Origin of the sequence: uncultured Thalassospira sp., from assembly GCF_963976115.1 — a bacterium.
In the GTDB taxonomy this organism is placed as follows: domain Bacteria; phylum Pseudomonadota; class Alphaproteobacteria; order Rhodospirillales; family Thalassospiraceae; genus Thalassospira.
In genome coordinates, this window is the sequence record NZ_CAXBJJ010000003.1 from 185,084 (window position 1) to 204,310 (window position 19,227).

The 19,227-nt window shown below is 53.2% G+C and carries 16 protein-coding genes; 6 read left to right on the forward strand and 10 right to left on the reverse strand.

Annotation, left to right across the window (positions count from 1 at the left end; all coding sequences use genetic code 11):
• Nucleotides 1-32: 32 nt before the first annotated feature.
• The 4 genes from AAC086_RS04645 to AAC086_RS04660 form a co-directional block, all read right to left on the reverse strand.
• A complete protein-coding gene (locus AAC086_RS04645; RefSeq protein WP_339776236.1) occupies nucleotides 33-173 on the reverse strand; it encodes a DUF2274 domain-containing protein in 141 nt (46 codons plus the stop codon).
• A gap of 74 nt (nucleotides 174-247) precedes the next feature.
• The gene (locus AAC086_RS04650; RefSeq protein ID WP_339775871.1) at nucleotides 248-1,894 is read right to left on the reverse strand and encodes a cyclic peptide export ABC transporter; all 1,647 of its coding nucleotides are present in this window, start codon (nucleotides 1,892-1,894) and stop codon (nucleotides 248-250) included.
• Nucleotides 1,891-3,609 carry a cyclic peptide export ABC transporter gene (locus AAC086_RS04655; protein WP_339775874.1) on the reverse strand — a complete coding sequence of 573 codons (1,719 nt, stop codon included), beginning with the start codon at nucleotides 3,607-3,609 and terminating at the stop codon, nucleotides 1,891-1,893. Before AAC086_RS04655 ends, AAC086_RS04650 begins: the two co-directional genes overlap by 4 nt.
• Nucleotides 3,610-3,734: 125 nt before the next feature.
• Nucleotides 3,735-4,871 carry a diaminopropionate ammonia-lyase gene (locus AAC086_RS04660; RefSeq protein WP_339775876.1) on the reverse strand — a complete coding sequence of 379 codons (1,137 nt, stop codon included), beginning with the start codon at nucleotides 4,869-4,871 and terminating at the stop codon, nucleotides 3,735-3,737.
• A gap of 191 nt (nucleotides 4,872-5,062) precedes the next feature.
• Here AAC086_RS04660 and AAC086_RS04665 point away from each other — a divergent pair, with 191 nt between their 5' ends.
• Nucleotides 5,063-6,427, forward strand: a complete 1,365-nt coding sequence (locus AAC086_RS04665; RefSeq protein ID WP_339775877.1) for a TAXI family TRAP transporter solute-binding subunit — start codon at nucleotides 5,063-5,065, stop codon at nucleotides 6,425-6,427.
• Here AAC086_RS04665 and AAC086_RS04670 read toward each other — a convergent pair whose 3' ends face one another.
• The 4 genes from AAC086_RS04670 to AAC086_RS04685 are packed head-to-tail and all read right to left on the reverse strand — an operon-like array spanning nucleotide 6,428 to nucleotide 10,911.
• Entirely contained in the window at nucleotides 6,428-7,096 is a 669-nt protein-coding gene (locus AAC086_RS04670) for a hypothetical protein (RefSeq protein WP_339775880.1), read from the reverse strand. It abuts the gene before it with no gap.
• Nucleotides 7,093-8,115, reverse strand: a complete 1,023-nt coding sequence (locus AAC086_RS04675; RefSeq protein ID WP_339775883.1) for an ABC transporter substrate-binding protein — start codon at nucleotides 8,113-8,115, stop codon at nucleotides 7,093-7,095. Before AAC086_RS04675 ends, AAC086_RS04670 begins: the two co-directional genes overlap by 4 nt.
• The gene (locus AAC086_RS04680) at nucleotides 8,112-10,112 is read right to left on the reverse strand and encodes an MFS transporter (RefSeq protein WP_339775885.1); all 2,001 of its coding nucleotides are present in this window, start codon (nucleotides 10,110-10,112) and stop codon (nucleotides 8,112-8,114) included. The genes AAC086_RS04675 and AAC086_RS04680 overlap by 4 nt, the downstream gene beginning before the upstream one ends.
• On the reverse strand, nucleotides 10,102-10,911 hold the full coding sequence (locus AAC086_RS04685; protein WP_339775886.1) for a hypothetical protein: 810 nt from the start codon (nucleotides 10,909-10,911) through the stop codon (nucleotides 10,102-10,104). Before AAC086_RS04685 ends, AAC086_RS04680 begins: the two co-directional genes overlap by 11 nt.
• A gap of 224 nt (nucleotides 10,912-11,135) precedes the next feature.
• On the opposite strand from AAC086_RS04685, the gene AAC086_RS04690 reads away from it, so the two are divergent.
• Nucleotides 11,136-11,645 (forward strand): DUF697 domain-containing protein, encoded by a 510-nt coding sequence (locus AAC086_RS04690; RefSeq protein WP_339775889.1) that lies wholly within the window; start codon nucleotides 11,136-11,138, stop codon nucleotides 11,643-11,645.
• An 8-nt stretch (nucleotides 11,646-11,653) separates the two neighbouring features.
• On the opposite strand, the gene AAC086_RS04695 is transcribed toward AAC086_RS04690, so the two are convergent.
• The gene (locus AAC086_RS04695; protein ID WP_339775891.1) at nucleotides 11,654-11,821 is read right to left on the reverse strand and encodes a hypothetical protein; all 168 of its coding nucleotides are present in this window, start codon (nucleotides 11,819-11,821) and stop codon (nucleotides 11,654-11,656) included.
• 155 nt (nucleotides 11,822-11,976) lie between these two features.
• Here AAC086_RS04695 and AAC086_RS04700 point away from each other — a divergent pair, with 155 nt between their 5' ends.
• From AAC086_RS04700 to AAC086_RS04715, 4 genes are all read left to right on the forward strand, one after another.
• Nucleotides 11,977-13,275: a prohibitin family protein gene (locus AAC086_RS04700; RefSeq protein WP_339775892.1), complete on the forward strand. Its 1,299-nt coding sequence runs from the start codon at nucleotides 11,977-11,979 to the stop codon at nucleotides 13,273-13,275.
• Between the two features lie 90 nt (nucleotides 13,276-13,365).
• Nucleotides 13,366-14,106: an alpha/beta fold hydrolase gene (locus AAC086_RS04705; RefSeq protein ID WP_339775895.1), complete on the forward strand. Its 741-nt coding sequence runs from the start codon at nucleotides 13,366-13,368 to the stop codon at nucleotides 14,104-14,106.
• 183 nt (nucleotides 14,107-14,289) lie between these two features.
• Entirely contained in the window at nucleotides 14,290-14,859 is a 570-nt protein-coding gene (locus AAC086_RS04710) for a DUF697 domain-containing protein (protein ID WP_339775897.1), read from the forward strand.
• Between the two features lie 92 nt (nucleotides 14,860-14,951).
• Nucleotides 14,952-15,722: a hypothetical protein gene (locus tag AAC086_RS04715; RefSeq protein ID WP_339775899.1), complete on the forward strand. Its 771-nt coding sequence runs from the start codon at nucleotides 14,952-14,954 to the stop codon at nucleotides 15,720-15,722.
• On the opposite strand, the gene AAC086_RS04720 is transcribed toward AAC086_RS04715, so the two are convergent.
• Nucleotides 15,694-19,227, reverse strand: coding sequence for an AMP-binding protein (locus AAC086_RS04720; protein WP_339775902.1), 3,534 nt, complete (start codon nucleotides 19,225-19,227; stop codon nucleotides 15,694-15,696). The genes AAC086_RS04715 and AAC086_RS04720 overlap by 29 nt on opposite strands.

Below are 19,227 nucleotides of genomic sequence, written 5' to 3' on the forward strand. Positions count from 1 at the left end.
GTGAAATTCAACATCGTCCGCATGGCTGCCCCTCAGCCAGGAAATGCATTTCCTTTCCGCCGCGCCTTTGCGAACCCGAGATCCGTGGCGATGAAGGGTTCCAGCATCGCCACGATGAACCTGACGGGATCGGCCGGGATCGGCGGCGGGCTGGCCGGTCTCGCGCACAGCATCTCTACATAGGCGGTCGAACTGTGCGGGCAGTTCAACCCTGTTTAGCAAAGACAGACGGCACGGAAATACGTGACTAAACAACCGAAATTAAACAGCCATCTCTAAGATAATAGATCCGGTCGGCGACGTTGAACCAGCGATCATCGTGGGTAACACAGATAATGATCTTGCCCTGATCGCGCAATTCAGGCAGCAGTTTTTCATAAAAGACCTTCCGGAAATAGGGGTCCTGGTCAGCGGCCCATTCATCAAGCACCAGGATCGGCTTGTCTTCCAGCATTGCCGTTACCAGCATCAGGCGCTTGCGCTGCCCCTGGGACAGGTCGGTTGTGGAAAAACTGTTGCCGATCAGTTCAACCTTGTCATCGATTTCCATCTTCTCAAGCAGGGCCTTGGCGCGCGCCGGGTCAACCGGATCAATCCCGAACAGTTCCCGAAACAGATGGTAATCGGTAAAAACGGTGGCGAATTTATCCCGATAGGTCTGCAATTGTTCGCGTACCAATGGTTCACCATTAACCAGAATATCACCGCTATCGGCAACGCGCAGGCCGGTTAAAAGGGAAATCATGGTTGATTTCCCGGCCCCGTTGCCCCCGGTGATAAAGCTGATTTCGCCCCGTTTGAAGGTGGCATTCAACGGCCCCAGCGCAAAACCGCGCCCTTCCATCCCGTCGCGATAGGCAAAACTTAAATCACGAAGTGCAACTTCGTAAACAGCCTCATCCAATCCATGATCGACAGGTTCCGGCTTTTCTGACAAATCGCCACGCACAGCCGACCCCGAAGCCGCCTCAATCAGTGCCTGATCCAAACGGGAAATCAGGGTGAGCGAGGCCTCGGCATTACCAAAGGACGGAATGGCAAACAGCAACGATCCAATCGGCCCGATCATAAACAATGCAGCGGTTGTGGTCTGGGTTGCGACCTCGTGATAGTCGGTGGTGAATATGGGCACCACAAACACCATCAGGCCCATCATCACGTAAAACGCCATCTGGATTAACGCAAATTCGCGCCCCCATTGGCGTTTGATCGCCGTCTTGCCCAGGCGCGTGCGATCCGAAAGATCATATAATTGCACCATCAGGGCATCGCGACGTGCCCGGTTCATGCGGACTTCCTTAAAACCTTGCAAAAGGTCTGTCAGACCGTCGAACAATTTGTTTTCTTCGGCAATGGCCTTGCGGGTCGCGTCCATGACCTTGCGGGCACGGTGCAAATGCACAGCCGCGGCAATCACGCTAAACCCCATGACCATAATAAAAGCCGGGATCGACAGCCACGCCATATAGAGACTGACAAACACCAGCAAGACCATTTGCTGCATCCCGGTCAGCATCATGGGCAAGGTAGAGGAAATCGTTTGCATTTCCTGGGTCAGGGCAGTTTGCAGCGGCCCCTGGCCTATATCATTAAGGGTGTCGGGACCGGCCTTTCGCACATTGTCAAACAACCGCAGCCGCATATCATGCAATATATGTTCAGCTTCGCGGGCAACAATGACATCGGACTGCCGTTGCGACCAGCCAAATGCCAAAAGCGACACCCCCATCAATGCAAGCAGCCGCAAACTGACCTGCCCTTGTGACGCCTGTTCAGCCGCCATATTCACCACCATCAAAATCATGGTAGTGGCAATGCCCGACAGGGCAGTTAACATGGCAACCCCGCGCAGGCTAACCCTTGTTCTTTGACGGATCAGGTTGACCAAAATCATGTTTTGGCCCCTCCGTCGTGATGGGCAACTTTTTCGACCACCACATCGCGCAATTGCCCCTCTTCAAGATGCATACAGCGATCGGCGGCATCGAAATAATGATCATCATGGGTCACGGCGACAACCGTCAGGCCGCGTTTTCGCAATTCGGGCAATATCTCGCGATAGAATTTCTTGCGAAAATGCGGGTCCTGGTCCGCCGCCCATTCGTCAAGCACCAGGATCGGCCGATGTTCAAGGATCGCCGAAATCAAGGCCAGGCGTTTGCGTTGCCCCTGTGACAAGTCCTGACGCACAAATCGGGGTTGTTCAACCGGCACCACCGCGCCGTCTTCGAATGTCTCTTCGATATCGGGAATGTGAATGCCGGTAATATGATCAAGTTCAAAAAGATGCAGCCAAAAAGCTGCTTCCTCGCGGTCAATCCCGCCCTGGCCATAGAGGCGCGAAAACAAATGAAAATCGGAAAACACCGTTGAAATCAAATTGCGATAGGACCCGATGCTTTGCGGGCCAAGGCGGATGCCATCAATTTCGATATGCCCGTCGGTCGGATAATAAAGTGCTGTAAGCAACTTGATCAGGGTTGATTTTCCCGATCCATTACCGCCGGTAATAAAAATCAGTTCGCCGCGCGCAATATCAAGCGTGACCGGTCCCAATTGAAAACCGTGGTTCTGATCGCGATGGGCATAGCGAAATGTGGCGTTATGAAACCCGATGCGGGCAAAATCGCGAGCAACAACCGCATCGCTGCCCTCGGCCAGGGGTTCGGCCATCGCGGCCAGATCGGCATCAAGTGCAATCATACGGCTTGCGGCATGTTCAGCCGCCCCCAGCACCGTCCAGCTTTGTACCACGGCACTGATCGGTCCGATCATAAACAATACAGCCGTGCTGACCTTCATCACGGTGCCCGAAAAACCGGGGGAATAAACCGGGACAATAAACACGATCACAGCAAGCAGGATATAAAACGCCGTCAGACCCGCGACATGCTGGCGAAACGTAAGGTCGAGAGCCTGAACGGCGGTTTCCTCCTTATGGGCAGAGGTTTCAATAAATGCGGCGTTTAACGCATCACTGCGCGTCGACGACATCCGCACTTCCTTGATCCCGTAAAACAGGTCGGCAACACGTTCAAACAGGCTATTTTCGACCCCGGCCAAACGATGATAACAGGCCGATAATTCGCGCCCCATGCGCAAATAAATCATTGTGCCCGCCCCGATCACAACAACAATCAGGAAAAAAGCCAAAGGTGACAGCCACAAAACATACAACATCACCGCCACAATCAGCAGCAAAGATCGAAACGCATGCGCCAGTAGTTGTGAATTTTGCGAAATGATCTGGCTGCTTTGGGTGATGCTTTCATAAAGGCGCGTGCGCCCAAAACGTTCGATCCGGGCGAAATCGGCATTGACCAGGCCATCAAGCAGCCGGGCACGCACGCGGTGAATGCCACTTTCAATCTGGGCACCAATATGCGCAACCAGATAAATTTCCGACAAAAAATAGACCACCGACATGGCGATGAAAGCGCCGGCCAGAAACCAGTTGACCTCGTCAACCGCGTTTTCTTCAATCTGCTCGGCAGCGGCATTGACGATCACAAGCAACAGTGCGCTGCCGCCGCCCGCTATACCGCCAGCAACTGTCAGACGGGTCAATAGCCTGTTATCCCCGGACGACAACAGATCAAGCAACTTCATTGGTTTGCAGTCCCCCTGGTCCGACCATTAAGATGTTGTGTCTTGGGCCGGATAATCGCCCGCAGTGTAACGACCGCTCCTGTTGCTGTCCAGTGATCGTGCGGGTTGAAACAGCCCCGGCAGTTTCAATATTCTGATTTTGCATAAAGGGGCGGCATCGCCCCTTCGCTATTCACAACCAGAACCGTACTGTGCTGATCAAGGTTAAACTGCGCACGCAAGACAGGATCCTGTGCAACATGCCAAAGCCCGGCAATGCCGGCAATGCCCGTATCCCAGCAATCAAGTGGCGCATCCCCGCCGACCCCGCGTCCCAGTTCCGTTTGGACATGAAGGGCGATTGCATCGTCAATTGCGATGCTTCCCCGCGCAACCCTGCGCAATACATCAAAAGCCGGAAGACTTGGCCGCCCGCACGACAACCCGACCATCCGCGTGCGCAACCGCCCCGCAACCGAAACCGGGGTGCCGCGTGCCAGGCTTTCTTTCACGCAGGCCGCGTTCTGCGCTTCAACGGTTATGACATGCGGCTGTTGGCCGCTTTCATGCCACAAACCCAGCGCACAACCTGCCGCCATACCCCCAACGCCGCACTGCAAAAAAACATGGCTGGGCGACTGGCGGGCTTGCGCCAGTTGAGTGGCACATTCAATGCCCATCACGGCATATCCCGCCATGATGTCACGGGTTACCTTAAGGCCCCCGTGATAGTCGGTATCGGTAATCAAAAGTATGTCGGGGTCCCGGGCTGCACCCTCTGCGGCAAGAACGGCATCGTCATAGGTGCCCCCAATCATAACGATTTCGGCCCCGATGTCGCGCATACGCTGCACCCTGCCGGTATTCACGTCTTCGCCTACAAATATCCGCGCATGGCAGCCAAATTTTGCCGCCGCCCATGCAAGCGCAAGGCCGTGATTGCCATCCGTGGCCGCAACGGCGGTAAAGCGGGCACAATCATCACTGCCAGGTATAAAACCATGATCTCGCAATTGCTGCTTTAAGCCATAGGGCGCGCCGAGCGCCTTGACACCGCCCAGGCCAAAGCGTTTGCTTTCATCCTTGATCCATACCGACCCGACATCGAGAAGCCGTGCCAGACCTGGTGCGAACAACAGCGGACTCGGGTGATATTCCGCCCAGTCCGACATAAGATTCAGTGCACGATAAATTTCTTCACGCCCGGGTGTAAGAAAATCACACCCTGGCAACGATAGCTCCACCAATTGCATTATGCTCCAAAAACAGAAATGTTCTGCCATTCAACTTCTGATATCATTGTTGGTATATTGGGCGATACAGTGAAAATGAAAGGTTATCCTGGGATGACAAGTCGCGAAATTGACAGGCGAACAGCAATAGCGCATCTTCGTTCGTGATCAAGGTATGTCGCGATCCATGCCGGTTCCCCTGCAATCGGGGGCTTTCAAGTCGACCAATGCAACGGGTAGCAATGGAAAATATGTTCTGGCCTTTAAAAATCAGCCTTGTCGCCAGCCTGATTGTATTGGTATGTGTCGGCCCATTTTCCGCAGCATCCGCACAAGGCAATGACCTGCCCGGCCCGCGACAAAATGGCACAACGTCAGATATCGTTACGCCGTTGCAAAAGGCAGCCGACACATCAATGCGGCTTGTCCCCAAAGAGGGTGTGAGAACCAATATCGACCAGTTCGACAATCAGCTTTCCAAACAAACACCCAAAAGCCCGGAAATGATTGACGGGCTGATCTACAAGCCAGATGCCATCCCCCTTACGCAATATCGTCATGATTATAAAGGTATGGGTGGCCTTACCCAGCAAATTTCCGAAACCGGTGACAAACGCCCGTCCTATTACCTTGCGATCTATAGCGGGAGCACGAACGGTGTCTATTTTAAGGTCGCCTCGAAAATTTGTGAACTGATCCGTAAAACCTATGCCGAACATCGGGTACATTGCGTTCCGCTGCGCTCGCAAGGGGTGGGCAGCAATGTTGAACTGATGAAAGAAGGCCGCGTTCAGGTTGCTATCGTCCAGTCGAACACAAATTGGGAAGCCCAAAACGGCATTCGACCGATCCCGGGTGCGCGATCAGTAATGTCATTGCATGATGAAATGGGACTTTTGGTGGTCCGCAAGGATGCCAATATTCATTCGATCAATGATTTGCGAAACAAACGGCTTAATGTCGGCCCGGAAGATTCCGCATCGCGGGCCTTGTGGATACAACTTCTGAAAAAATACGATATCGAGCTAAAGGATCTGGCCAAGGTTTATGGTGTTGCACAGGATTACAGCAGGATCGGTATTTGTGACAATTATATCGATGCCTACGGCCTTTGGATCGGGCACCCGGCGGAGCCAATACAAGATACATTAGGCTGCGACGCAACTGTGGTCGGTATGGGCGGGGGACCAACCGAAGAACTGGTGCATGACAACAACTATTTTTTCAACCAGACCCTGCCTGCCAATACCTATGAAGGGCAGGACAAACAGATTAAATCTTTTGGCTTCAAGGCATCCCTGATCGCGTATGAACCGGCCAATCCCTATGTCATTTATTGGCTGACCCGCATCGTACATCAACATCTTGACCAGTTGCGCGAAATGCTGCCGGTATTTCGCGGCGTTAACGCCGATGACATGTACGAAAAAGGAAACTTTTTGCCGTTTCACAAAGGTGCCGCCTGTTACTGGGAAACAGATCCTCATGCCTGCGACTGGCAGAACACCTATGTCGCCCATAATGCAGAAAATGCAGAGAACGCAGAGGCCCCGGGACTGGTTAAACCGACAAACCGGAAAGACCCCAAATATCAGGACACCAACTGATTATTCGGCAATATAACCGATCTGGATTTCTCCGCCGCGCACGCGCCACCCCGCCCCGATATAACCACGCGACAGAACCGTGCTTTGCGTGGCCAGATCAACAAGGTCAATCCACCAAACCCCGCTTGTTGTTTCATAATCCGAAATAGCCGGTCGCGAAATCGCGCCCGCCAACAGGTCACGCCGAACCAGATACCGAACGCCACCAAATTTTTCGGCAATTCCGCGTATGGTCAGGCCGCACGACAGCAAACTGCGCAAGCTGGCCAAATTACCCGGCGCCACGGTCGAAAGCGCAATAGGGCGGCCTGCCGCCAATGCGGCAGCCAACCGGTGATCAATCATTTTACGCTGCCATCCTTGCCCGCGCAAGACAGGGGTAACGGCCACACCATCAATATGGGCAACATCCGCCAATTCCTGCGCTGACAGGTTATGATCGCAACCAAAATTCGGATCATTCGGGCGTGGCAACCCCAACACGCTATAAACCATCAGTTCGCCACGTTGAAACACACCGTAAATATGCCCGCAATTCGCCATATGATCGGCAAAGAACATATCGCTTTCATGTGCCGCAAGGTTTGCTGGCAACAGCTTTAGAACCTTGTGATGAAGGGCGATCACGGCGGGCAAATGTTCGGGGCCAAGCTGAATGATGGGCATCATTGCACGATTTCCGCATAATCAAGCAGCGGCAACGGTGGATAAAGTTGCAACTTTTTTGCCGCCGATAACCGGATCAAATAGGAAAAACGGTTCAACGTCTCGATGGGCAAATCGCCAGGAAGGACGCCCTCAACCAAAATGGCAGCAGCCTTGCTTGCGGCCAGTCGCCCAACCAGTTCATACCGGCTGACCAACCCGAACAGTGCGTGCCCTTCGCGCACTTCAAGTTCTGTGGCACTAAAAGTTCCAAGTCCATTGGCGAACCCGGCATTGGTCAGGGCATCCCGATAGGTTCCGATGAAATTATCCGGGCCAATATATAAAAAATCCGCGCCCTTTTTCGCCAGATCCGCTACGGCACCAGGAATACGCGCCGGGTCGGGATCACCCTTTTCCCCTAGCGGTTCAACAAGCACATCAAACGACATTTCTTTGCCCAACGCCCGAAGATCGGCAATGTTTGATACCGAATTGCTTTCCTGAACATTGTAAACCACACCAAGGCTTTTCATCGGGCGATACGCCCGAATGGCATTGATCTGTGCTGCCAGTGGCGCAATATGGCTGGCCCCGGTAACGTTGCGGCGGGTCTGCCCTTTCGGGGCTGCTATGCCGGTTTTCCAGGGGGCCGAAACCATCACAAACACAACAGGCAAGTCCGTAATGTTGCGCCCGGGATCAACAGCGTCATATCGCCCGGCGACCGCCATTGTTACGCCCGTTCCCCATGTATAAACGAGGTCGGGCGGGTTTTTACGAATTTTGTCGATGACACCGGGAATGGCGTCGATATTGCGATTGATATTATAGACCTGAAAATCAACCGCAATATTACGGCTGACAAAATAGGCGCGAAAGCCTTCCTCGACCTTGGTTTCACCCCGCCACAGGATCATGGCGATCTGAAAAGGTTTACCGGGCGTTGCCCCCCCGTCCGGGGTTTGCGCAACGGCACTGCCAGCCCCCGCAACCGGCAACGAAGTGCACAGAAACAGGATCAGAGCAAGAATACGGATCATTTTTGTGCCCCCGGCTGGCCCGCTACATTTTGTTCAACCGGCATCCTTCCGATCAGAATTTCAAAGCATAAAATGCAAACAACCGCCCCCCCGCCAAGATAAAGGATCGCGTTTCCCGGCCCGAAAAAATGCACCAGTGTTGCGGCAACCAATGGGCCAGTAGCACCGCCAAATCGCTCTGCCATCCGCAAAACAGCCAGAACAGGGCCGGTGCCATGCTTTTCGGTAAAAGTGCGGCTCAGCTTAAGACTTAACGAAACCTGCGCCGGGATTGACGTTGCCTGGGCCAACCCCAGCATACCAACAGCAATCGCCACGACCAGCATAACGGGAAAAAATCCTGCAATGACAAGGCCAATGGCCGTCAGCGCGCCGCCGATACCCACAGCCCGTATTTCCTTTTTCTTGCGATCAGTCCAGCGCGCAGCGCCCCAGCCCGACAGCAAGGCAACCACACCATACAACATGATAACCCGGCCAATTTCGGCAATCGTGGCGTCGCCCTGCAACAGCAAAACCGGGACAAGATAATATAAAAAAGCACTTAAAATCAGCTTGGCAGGAATGGCGGCAAACACCATCAGCACCTGCAAACGGCGATTTTTTAACAAAGCGCGAAACGCCGCCCAGGTCGGCAGCGGCAGCACTTTTTCGCCCCGAAGCGTGACCTTGCTGTCCATCAGGAAAAAGGCAAGACCAACCGCCGCCACAGCAACACAACCGCCCATAAAGAAGGTCAGGGATGCCCCAAAATACCCTGCAATGATCCCGCCAATCGCAGGCCCGCAAATATCGGCCAGCATAATGCCGCTCACCATCATCGCAGTGCCTTGTGTCCGGTTGCGCTCGTTGGTGGCATCAAGAACATAGCTTTGGCAGGCAACAAAGGTTGTTGCATAACCCAGCCCGGACAAAGCGCGCCATACCACAAGGTCCCAGAAACCAACCGCACTGGCAGCCCCCAAAAGCCCCACCGTCGCCAAAAACGCCCCCATCAGGTACATCCGTAACGACCCGGTTTTGCCTTGTAAAAGGCTGCATAAGGGCATGGCAATCGCCACCATTAACAAATGCACAGCCATAACGATGCCGGCACCCAGTTGCCCGCCCATGGTGGGTGCCGCCAGTTCGCTAAAATAGGTCGGCATAATCGGCCGGGCCAGTTCTTCGGCCAAAACGAACATAAAAGCCAGCAACCGCACCCCAACCAGCCGAACTTCCCGGGTCGAATGTGGGGCGGCCCCGGTCTTTTGGGCGCGATGAGCCACAAGGGCATTCATCGGCCCCATAAACTGGCCGATATCGTCGCGTATGCTTTGCCCGTATAACAGCGTAAATTTGCGCGCGCGAATATTGGCCAGCACCCGACACGCCACTTTAACCGGCATGGCGACATTGACGGTCAGAACCAGCAACATCAGCTCGAATGACAGTGCAAGCGCGATCAATAAAATAACCCCAATATCAAAAAGATTATCGATCAAGGGGCGCATCAATGCCCTGCGATCATGTCCGATCACAAGGCTGGGGGACATTGCCGGGTTGCCCCGTGCCGTATTTGCCAATTCAAGCGGCAAGCGCGTCAGAATAAACCGGCTGTTTTGTTCCTCCTTCGGGGACAATGACAGGCTTTGGCGAAACGCCGTTTCCGCCAGTCCGCCGCTGAAAAGAACCTTGCCATCGGGTGACAGGATAGCACCAAACATCAAATCGGGGTCGCCATCCTGCATGCCGACAATCAGATCGCCAAACCCGACGATTTGATCTAGCGGAATGCCCAGATTAATCGCACGTTCGATTTTCTCGGCCACAACCTGGGCCTCGATTGTTGCCTTTTTTATCGTTTCACCGCGCAAATCGTCTTGCGCCAGGTTGGCGGCACGCCACGAAATACCAACCAGTGCGATACCCAATGCCACCACACTGACAAGCAACAACACCCAGATGGTCCCTTTGGGAATAAGGCCTGTGCGCGGGCGGGCACGTTCATGCATCATGCTTTTCCCCGTCCCTGGCCGGTTCGTTGCAAACAGACGAACGCTTGTTTCGCTTTTTACTGTCGTTCGTGTCGGCCATTGGTAACTGATCGCGCAATTGCCGATACAGCGAAATCATGCGCATTTCCCCGCTGGTTAACACATCGCCATCATGGGCGGGAACGCGCGGTGCCTGCCCATCCAATGCACATTGCAAATCATCGTTCAATTCGACGAAAACACGATGGCGACGGCGCATCAGGACAATCAAAACAAGCAAAACCGGGATGATTGCCGTCATGCCCAGCACAGCAGCCTGCCACATCCGGTTAAAAACCTGTGCCAGTTCGGCTTTTGCATCTGAAATATCGGCGATGATGCGAACATATCCTGCACACTGCCCGACACTGTCGTGCAACACTGTTCCGGTAATCGCCCGATTATATTGAAAACTTTGCCACTGATCCGTTTGCGGCAGGGCAAACGGCGGGGCATTGCCCTGATCGGTATCGGCAGCAGCGGTTTGAGATTCAACCAGCGATCCATCACAGGCAAATACCTGAATGTTTCGAATGCCGTCTGACATACCCATGCGCCTGCCAAGCACCGCCTCAAGATTTTCCATGTTCTCGATACGCAGGCCAAGATCAAGGCCTGATACAATATCGCGCCGGGTTTCCGAAAGCACCACCGTGAGACGCTGTGACAAAAGATGCTGCAGGGTCTGATCAAAGCGTAAATAATTCAACCCTGTGGTCATGGCAATTGCCGCGCCAAAAACAAAAAACAACGCAAGTCCGATCTTAAGACCCAAACTCATAATCGTGCTCCAGCATTACTGGCGCTGTTGGCGTCGTCCTGGACCGTGACATTAAAATGCATAAAATATGTTCCCCCACAGATGCATTTTGCCCTTGCACGACCCAACGTCAAGCACGCAGCACAAAAATGCGCTGCTGTTCTATCGTAACTTGATTAGGTTTGCAGTCGCTGTCGTTAGCCGGTATGATCTGCCTTCCCGCCGCGATCAAAGGTTTGTCCGTGATGAATGACCAAAAACGTGCGGAATTGAAACAGTTAAAGCAACATCGCGAGGCGGGTGCCGCCGTTCGCAGGAACACGATGTGGGCGATTGGCGGTAGTTTCATTCCGATACCGGTGGTTGATACCGCCGCAATTGTGGCCGTGCAGCTTAAAATGCTGGCGGAACTGAGTAACGTTTACGACATACCGTTTGACCGCAATAGCGGGAAGGCGACGATTTCGGCCCTGATTTGCAGTTTAAGCAGTGGCACATTGGGGAAATCCCTGCTTGCGACCGGCATATTCGGAACGATGGTAAAATCGATGCCCGTGGTCGGCTATGGACTTACGGTTCTGACCATGCCCGGTTTTAACGGGGCGGCGACCTATGCGTTAGGCAAGATTTTTCAACAACATTTTTCTGCCGGGGGAACCTTTCTGACCTTTGATCCGAAAAAGACAGAACGGCATTTCCGCGAAAAATTTGAAGAAGGCAAAGAATTTGTGGCGCGCCAAAAAGCCGCCGCCTGATCTATAAGTCAAACGACGATCACGATATGATCGAAAAATGTGGTATCAGAATATTGGGGCAGGATACCGGGTCCATAGGGGGAAAAATGCCGTTTGTCGTTCTCGTTCTTTACATCATTGCAGCCGTGATATGCGGGATGCTTGGAAAACGCACAGCGTTCGGGTTCCTGGGACATTTCATCCTTGCGCTTATAATCACCCCGATTGGCGATTTTCTTGTACAAATCGTGGCGCGCCCATCGCGCGAGATGCGCAGGAGAATGAAAGAATATGACATCGAATAGCATGCAGATGCTGTTTCTGGCATTTCCTGGTTTGAACGAGACATTGAATGGTTGATAGCGCCGATACGGCACCTGCATCCCCCGATATCGACATGGGCACACCAAAAAGCAGCGCGCACCACAAACGCGGACTTCGTGCCGTGATCAACAGATATCTTGACCGGTTAGCCGCATGGCTTAACAGATACCGCACGTCAATTCTGGTTATGTTGCTGTTTTTCGTAATCGGGATGATTGCGCTCGCACCACAGATATTCATTACCGTTCCATCGGGTCATGTCGGGGTGCTGTGGTATCGTTTCTTTGGTGGCACGGTGACCGATCATACCTATGGGGAAGGCATTCACATGATCTTCCCCTGGGACGAAATGTATTTATATGATGCCCGCCTGCAAAACCAGTCCCGCGTTTATGATACGATCTCGTCAAACGGCCTGGCGATGAAGGTCGACATTGCGGTGCGTTATCGTATTAACCGCGACAATGCCGGAACACTTCACAAACTTGTTGGCCCGCGTTATCCCGAGGTGCTGGTTTATCCTGAAATCGGCTCACACGCCCGCGAACTGATTTCGCGCTATACCCCGGAACAACTTTACACCGAAACCCGCGCGTTCATTCAGGCCGAAATCCTTGAACGCATGGTCAATCAGTTAGGATCGTCGCTGGTCAATCAAAGTTTCCAGGGGAAACTGGTGATCGTCGAGGACGTCCTGATCCGTTCGGTAACATTGCCGCAAAGCATTGCTGCCGCAATTGAACGCAAGGCCGAACAATACCAGGCGATGCTGGAATACGACTTCCGCATTGCGCGGGAGGAAAAGGAAAAGCAGCGCAAAAAAATTGAAGCCGAAGGTATTCGTGAATTTCAGGATATCGTCGCCAAAACGATCACGCCCGAATATCTGCGCCTGCGCGGGATCGAGGCAACCATGGCTCTGGCGACCTCGAAAAACAGCAAAACGATTATCATCGGTGGCCGGGATGGCCTGCCGGTCATCCTCAATACGGCTGATTCCAACATCTCCAGCGATAGGAGCAGCGGAGGTGCAGCCGAAAACGATGACGCCACCGCCGAACGAACCGGCGATACAATGGGCTCGCTGCCATCGGGACAACAGTTTAACGCCCGCATACCCGATGTTGCACCACAAAATGCCATTTCGCCCGGCATGGCCGCCACCAACGCCCCTGCCGCCGCCGCTGCCGGTGGCATACTAAAAGACAACCCGGGCGACCCGCCAACCGACGCAACCGGACCAGACGGCGAGGCCCTGCCCACGGTCCAGGCTGAACAGGCAGGCACGCCCGAAACAGCTGGTACAAATAGCGACACCGGAAAGTAGCCACGTCATAAATGTTGCGTATCGATTGGCGTGTAAGCGCAAACACATCAAAATCTTCGTGGCACCTTTTGCATTCGAGAATATCTATACATGGCAAATAATCCCTGGTTCATAAAGTCGATACGACCACAAACCGCACGCATACGTCTGTTCTGCCTGCCATGCGCGGGTGGCGGGGCGTCTTTTTATCGGACCTGGCAATCGACGCTGTCCTCGGAAATCGAGGTGGTACCAGTCTGCCTTCCCGGCCGTGAACAGCGGCTGGGAGAACCCGCAATCGACACGATCGAACACATGATTACGACCCTGAAAAATGCGATCCTGCCCTTGCTCGACATTCCCTATGCATTTTTTGGCTATTCCATGGGGGCGATTATTGCCCATCATCTGGCATGCCAGCTTGCCCATGACGGAAGCCCGTCACCTGCACATGTGTTTATTGCAGCCCTGCGCAGCCCGGACCTGCCATTATGCCGGTCCCCTTTTCATTCTCTGCCGTCCGACAAATTATGGCAGGAAATTGCCAAATATGGTGGCACCCCGCAGGAAATACTGGAAAGCGACGAATTTCGATCCCTGCTGGAACCCTCATTGCGGGCGGATTTTCGTTTGGCGGAAACAACGTTATCGGGGCATCTGAAACCACTCGATTGTCCAATTACTGTTTTCGGGGGCACAACAGACACCAGCCCACGGCCAGAAGAACTTGACGGTTGGCGCCATGCAACGAATCGGCCAGTGGAAATAAACACCTATCAAGGCGGGCATTTTTTTGTAAAGGCCCATGAAAACGCGTTGCTGCGCGTCATTGCATCGGCTCTGGCGCAATAAACACCCTGTATGGCACATCTATCGGGGGAAAAAGGCTGCCCAACCTGTGATGAAACGTTCCTGGAACGATCATTACTTCTGCGCGTTGCGATTGGGAGCAAGTTGAGGTAGAGTAACAAGGAAATATTTTCACTGATTATCCGGGCTATCCACCGACCAGCAAATATTTACAAAGAGGCGATCATGAGTGAAGCAGAAACTATCGACGAGACTGAAGAAGAAGTTGCCGTAGCAGAAGCTGACGAGCTCCGCGCTCAGTCCCGGGACTGCATCCATCGCCACAGCGCTTATGCTGCGGTGGGTGGTCTGGTTCCAATTCCTTTCCTTGAAATGGCAACAAGCAGCACCATCCAGTTACGGATGATCGCAAAGCTGTGTGATATTTACGGCGTGCCCTTCTCGGAAAACGCTATTAAAAGTTCGGTTGCCACCCTTGTTGCAACGGTCCTGCCGGTTTCCGGCGTTAGCTATGCGGCAGCAACCTTTATGCGCCGTATTCCGGTAGCCGGGACGTTCTTTGGTCTTGTCGCCATGCCAACCTTTGCCGCGGCATGCACCTATGCGCTGGGCCGGGTATTTTCCTGGCACTTTGCCAAAGGCGGCACGGTTAACGATTTTGACGCCGAAGAAATGAAAGACCGTTTCCAAAGCGAGTTCGCCGAAGGCAAACGCAAAGCAACCGATTTCGTCAAGGGTGGCAGCAAAACAACGTCTGCCAAACCAACCGGTGCCGCAGCAACCGCCAAGGCTTGATTTTCAGCCTTCATCGATGAATAATCTTCTGAATGCCCAAAGTATATTGCTTTGGGCATTCTTTTTGACTAATGGCAAGGCAGGATCGTAAATTGGCTGATTTCGATGCCGTAAAAATTCATGCGCTGGCTTTAACGCGGACCAAAGGAACCGGCAGTTTTCTGGCCAAAGACGCCTTACGGGCTACTCTGGCGATTATCGACCTTGATCATCTGACACCTTTGTGCAGAAATGAATTAATTTCGACCCTGTTAGACGAAACCGAAATTACCCGCATCAATATGTTCAAACATGTCAAGCGCCAGCAAAGTTTCACCGGCGGCAGACTGGCAGCCAAGCTGGCACTGCAAACCCATTGCAACAGTTTTGACCCGCGACAGGCACGGATTGAAAATGGTGTGTTTGATCAGCCGCTTGTCAGCGCAAAAACCGGGGGGATGAACGACCTCGGCATCTCGGTTTCACATTCCGAACATTATGCCGTTGCATTGGTATTCCACCGGGGCCACCCGATGGGAATTGACGTCGACCGACCTTCTTTGGACGATGCAAAATTGCTTTTGCCCGACTTAACCCCTGCCGTCGCAGATATGCTTGCTGACCTGGCGCTGGCAGACCAGGCGGCGGCTTCATTGATGTGGGTCGCACGCGAAAGCCTGGGTAAAACCCTGACCACCGGAATGATGACACCCTTGTCCATCTATGCCCCGTCCGCCATCAAAATGCAGAATGGTTTCTTTGTCGTGCATTATGAAAATTTTTCACAATATCAAACACTTCTGTGGCCCGGTGCCAAAGGCTGGCTCGGCCTTACCCTGCCAAGAGAGACAACCTTTAACCCGTTAAGTTTTCACTGGGACTAAACAGCCCCCTGCAACCAATTTGCTGGCGAATACAATTGGCAACGCCCACAATGTCCGGGGCCATCATCATCGATCCGTGGGTTCCTGGCACCCACTGCAGGCTAATAGTCCCGCCAACAAACTTTTCCCAGCCACTATACGGGTCGCCATCAATACCGGGTGCCGCCCGACTGGCCGTTGTGGGGCGCACCAGCAACACATCCACATCATCGAGTCTGGGCGGAACATAGTGGATGGCCGCCAACGCATTGTTTTGAAACACCGCCAACAAGCGACGGATGACACTCCGATCAGCATTTTGTGGCAAAAGGTCTGAACTTTTACCTTGCGCCAGCAGATAATCAATTCGTTGCTCGGGTGTCATGACACGAAGCTGATCCGCATCAAGAATGCCCAGTTCTGAAAACATATCAGCAAGATATTCTGCTTCATCCTTACGCAGAATTGCCCGTACCGAGTCCGGTATGGCAACAGCATCAAGCAAAGAAACACCCCGAACATCAATCCCGGCCTGTTGCAGCCGATAGGCGGCCTCAAAGGCAAGCAAGCCACCAAAACTCCATCCTGCAATAAAAACCGGTCCTTGCGGCAGCACCTTGCGAATATGTGGCAAATAGGCGGCGACCATTTCTTCAACCGAGGGATACAGGTTCTGCCCTTCTTCCAGGCCTTGCGCTTCGACCATATAAATCGGCTGTTGCGGGCCAAGTTCCCGGGCAAGGTTTTGATAACATAAAATATTACCCCCGACCGGATGGAAACAAACCATCGGCACGGCTAATCCCTCGGCATTGACGGCAACAACCGGGCTTTTTGCGTATTGTGCCTTTTGCCGTTCGACAATTCGGGCCGCAAGTTTTGCGACACTGGAGCAACTAAACAAATCGCTTAGCGGTATTTTGACATCGGTCACATGGTTGATTTTTGACAAAAACTGCACCGCCAAAACGCTGTGCCCGCCCAATTCGAAAAAATCAGCCCCGGCATCCTCAATTGTGCAATCGAGAATACCAGACATCAAATCGGCCACAGTGCGTTCCAAATGTGTCGCCAACGGTTTTACCGGTCCGGCAGGTCGGGTTTCTGACACAGTTTCGGGGGCGGGCAATTTGGAAAGATCGGCTTTGCCATTTATGGTCAGCGGAATGTCATCAACACAAATCAAGTGCCCCGGCACCATATAAGCAGGCAGGCTTTGTTCAAGCTGGGCGCGGCAAGATACAGTTTCAAAGCCGCGATCAACGACCAGATAGGCAACAATATCCGCACCTTGCCCATTTAAGCCACCCCGCAAAACAACCTTTGCCCGACGCACCAACGGATGGCGACACAGGGCATTTTCAACTTCACCCAGTTCAAGACGATTACCCCTTATCTTGACCTGACCATCTTCGCGTCCGGCAAAGATGATTTGGCCATCACTGCGACGCCGACCGATATCACCACTGCAATACCAACGGCTGCCATCTGCGATGGCGATGAATTTTTGCTGTGTCTGCGCGGCATCATTCAAATAACCGCGTGCGACACCTGCCCCGCCAATGCGAATTTCACCAGGCACACCAGCAGGCAAGGACCGCCCGTGATCGTCACAAATATCAATGATAACGCCCGAAATGGCCTGGCCAATTGGCGGTGGCAGGATTTGGCGGTAATCATGTGCCGTCATCACATATTGCGCCGCACACACGCAACATTCAGTCGGGCCATAGGCATTGATCAGCTTGCAACCGCCATGTTCGGCAAAGGCAAAAAACCGTTCAACCAGATCCGTCGAAACAACCTCGCCCCCCAAAACAACCATCCGGGCCGCACATCGTAACTGATTTTCCTGCCAATAATCCAGCAACAGGCAAAACAGGCTTGGCGTTGCATCAAACTGATCAATCGAATGATCAATGATAAAACGATGCAGAGCTTCGGGGTTGGTCCGCGTGTCCAGGCCCGGCACATGCAAGCTTTGCCCATTCAGAATGGCGGCAAATATCTGCACGATGGATCCATCAAAGGCGAATGGCGCAACGCAGCTTAGGTTAAGGGGGCGTTGCGGGTTATCGTTGCCAATCAGGTTAAGCTGGGTATCAAACACCGATTGGGCCAGATTAACCACCGACCCATGTTCAACCATCACCCCTTTGGGCGCGCCTGTTGTGCCACTGGTAAACAGAATATAGGCAAGATCGTTCGCATCCGTTGCCGCAAAAACCGCGTCATCGGCCAAAACGGCCAATTGCCGGCTGTCGTAACGCTGTTTCTGCCCCAAGGCAGGTTTTGCCAAATGATCACGTGTTATAACGCAATCAAAGGTATAAGGGGCAGGATCAAAGCCGGGGGCATTAATTGCGGTTCGCGTTGCCTTGAACCCGCCCTGTTCTGTAATCCAGTCTTTAAGAAAACCTTCGGGAACAAACAGGTCTTCGAGAAAATCAAGGCGCGTATCGTAACCCTGGCCGACATTATCGCGGGCAAATGTCGCCAGATCGGCAAGGTAATCCGCGCGCCGGTCGGCATCCCACACATTGCCCAGATAGATCGCCCCATTGGGGGTAAGAAGTCGGGCGGCCTTGGCAAGCACCTGACGCAGATACCCAAAGCCGGGAAAGTTTTCGATCACACTGTTAAGAATGATCAAATCAAACGATCCGGGTTCGTAAACATCAATATCATGCGCGCCCAGTTGACGCCCCCTAACGTGGGACATTCCCGATTGTATCGCCAGTGCCTCGGTTCTTTCGACATTGCGCCGCGACAGATCGGTGGCAACATAGCGCCCGACAAGCGGGGCCACATGCTGCATGGTAAAGCCCGACGCACAACCAATTTCCAGAACCTGTGCATCTTTGGAAACAAGATCACGGATTTTGTTGCGCGCATTGGCCCCGAATGCATCCATCGCACTTTGGGCAATGGGCATCCCGGTAAAGGCACTTTTCCAGCCCCCGGCAAGAATATTATCGGCATCATCCCCCGCCAGATGATCCCACAATTCAACCGACATCAAGGACCCGGGCATTTCCGAAAGAACATCAATTTCAGCATGATCCAGACACAAAACATGCCTTAATCCACGGCATCGCCATTGCAACTGGTGCAAATCACCGACATGGGCCTGATCGGCCATCACCAGCGCAATATCAGCCATTTCCACCATGGTAACACGCCGGATCAGCGGGATCGCAGGATCAAGCGGCACAAACGCATGCCCTGCTTTCAAAACACCCAAAATCGCTGTCACGTAATGGTGGTTTCGCCCGGTCATCACCCCGATCGGGGCTGTTTTAGCCAGGCCAAGACCATCAATAAACCGCGCGATACGGTTACTATTGCGATCAAGCGCGCCGTAAGTCAAACAGCCATCTTCGTCCTGAATGGCAATACGCTCGGGGCAGGACCGGGCCATCGTTTCAAACCGTTCGACAATACTGCCGGTTGTTGCGCCGGGTTTGTCGGTTTCCGCGTTGTGGGACGTTTCTATCGTGTCAAAATCAAAATCGGCGATTTTCAT

Bases quoted from the DNA above. Each gene is read 5' to 3' on its own strand.
- AAC086_RS04675 (WP_339775883.1), bottom strand. From the start codon at position 8,115: ATGATCCGTATTCTTGCTCTGATCCTGTTTCTGTGCACTTCGTTGCCG.
- AAC086_RS04655 (WP_339775874.1), bottom strand. From the start codon at position 3,609: ATGAAGTTGCTTGATCTGTTGTCGTCCGGGGATAACAGGCTATTGACC.
- AAC086_RS04700 (WP_339775892.1), top strand. From the start codon at position 11,977: ATGGTTGATAGCGCCGATACGGCACCTGCATCCCCCGATATCGACATG.
- AAC086_RS04680 (WP_339775885.1), bottom strand. From the start codon at position 10,112: ATGATGCATGAACGTGCCCGCCCGCGCACAGGCCTTATTCCCAAAGGG.
- AAC086_RS04710 (WP_339775897.1), top strand. From the start codon at position 14,290: ATGAGTGAAGCAGAAACTATCGACGAGACTGAAGAAGAAGTTGCCGTA.
- AAC086_RS04670 (WP_339775880.1), bottom strand. From the start codon at position 7,096: ATGATGCCCATCATTCAGCTTGGCCCCGAACATTTGCCCGCCGTGATC.
- AAC086_RS04720 (WP_339775902.1), bottom strand. From the start codon at position 19,227: ATGAAAATCGCCGATTTTGATTTTGACACGATAGAAACGTCCCACAAC.
- AAC086_RS04650 (WP_339775871.1), bottom strand. From the start codon at position 1,894: ATGATTTTGGTCAACCTGATCCGTCAAAGAACAAGGGTTAGCCTGCGC.
- AAC086_RS04690 (WP_339775889.1), top strand. From the start codon at position 11,136: ATGAATGACCAAAAACGTGCGGAATTGAAACAGTTAAAGCAACATCGC.
- AAC086_RS04645 (WP_339776236.1), bottom strand. From the start codon at position 173: ATGCTGTGCGCGAGACCGGCCAGCCCGCCGCCGATCCCGGCCGATCCC.
- AAC086_RS04665 (WP_339775877.1), top strand. From the start codon at position 5,063: ATGGAAAATATGTTCTGGCCTTTAAAAATCAGCCTTGTCGCCAGCCTG.
- AAC086_RS04695 (WP_339775891.1), bottom strand. From the start codon at position 11,821: ATGTCCCAGGAACCCGAACGCTGTGCGTTTTCCAAGCATCCCGCATAT.
- AAC086_RS04660 (WP_339775876.1), bottom strand. From the start codon at position 4,871: ATGGCAGAACATTTCTGTTTTTGGAGCATAATGCAATTGGTGGAGCTA.
- AAC086_RS04685 (WP_339775886.1), bottom strand. From the start codon at position 10,911: ATGAGTTTGGGTCTTAAGATCGGACTTGCGTTGTTTTTTGTTTTTGGC.
- AAC086_RS04705 (WP_339775895.1), top strand. From the start codon at position 13,366: ATGGCAAATAATCCCTGGTTCATAAAGTCGATACGACCACAAACCGCA.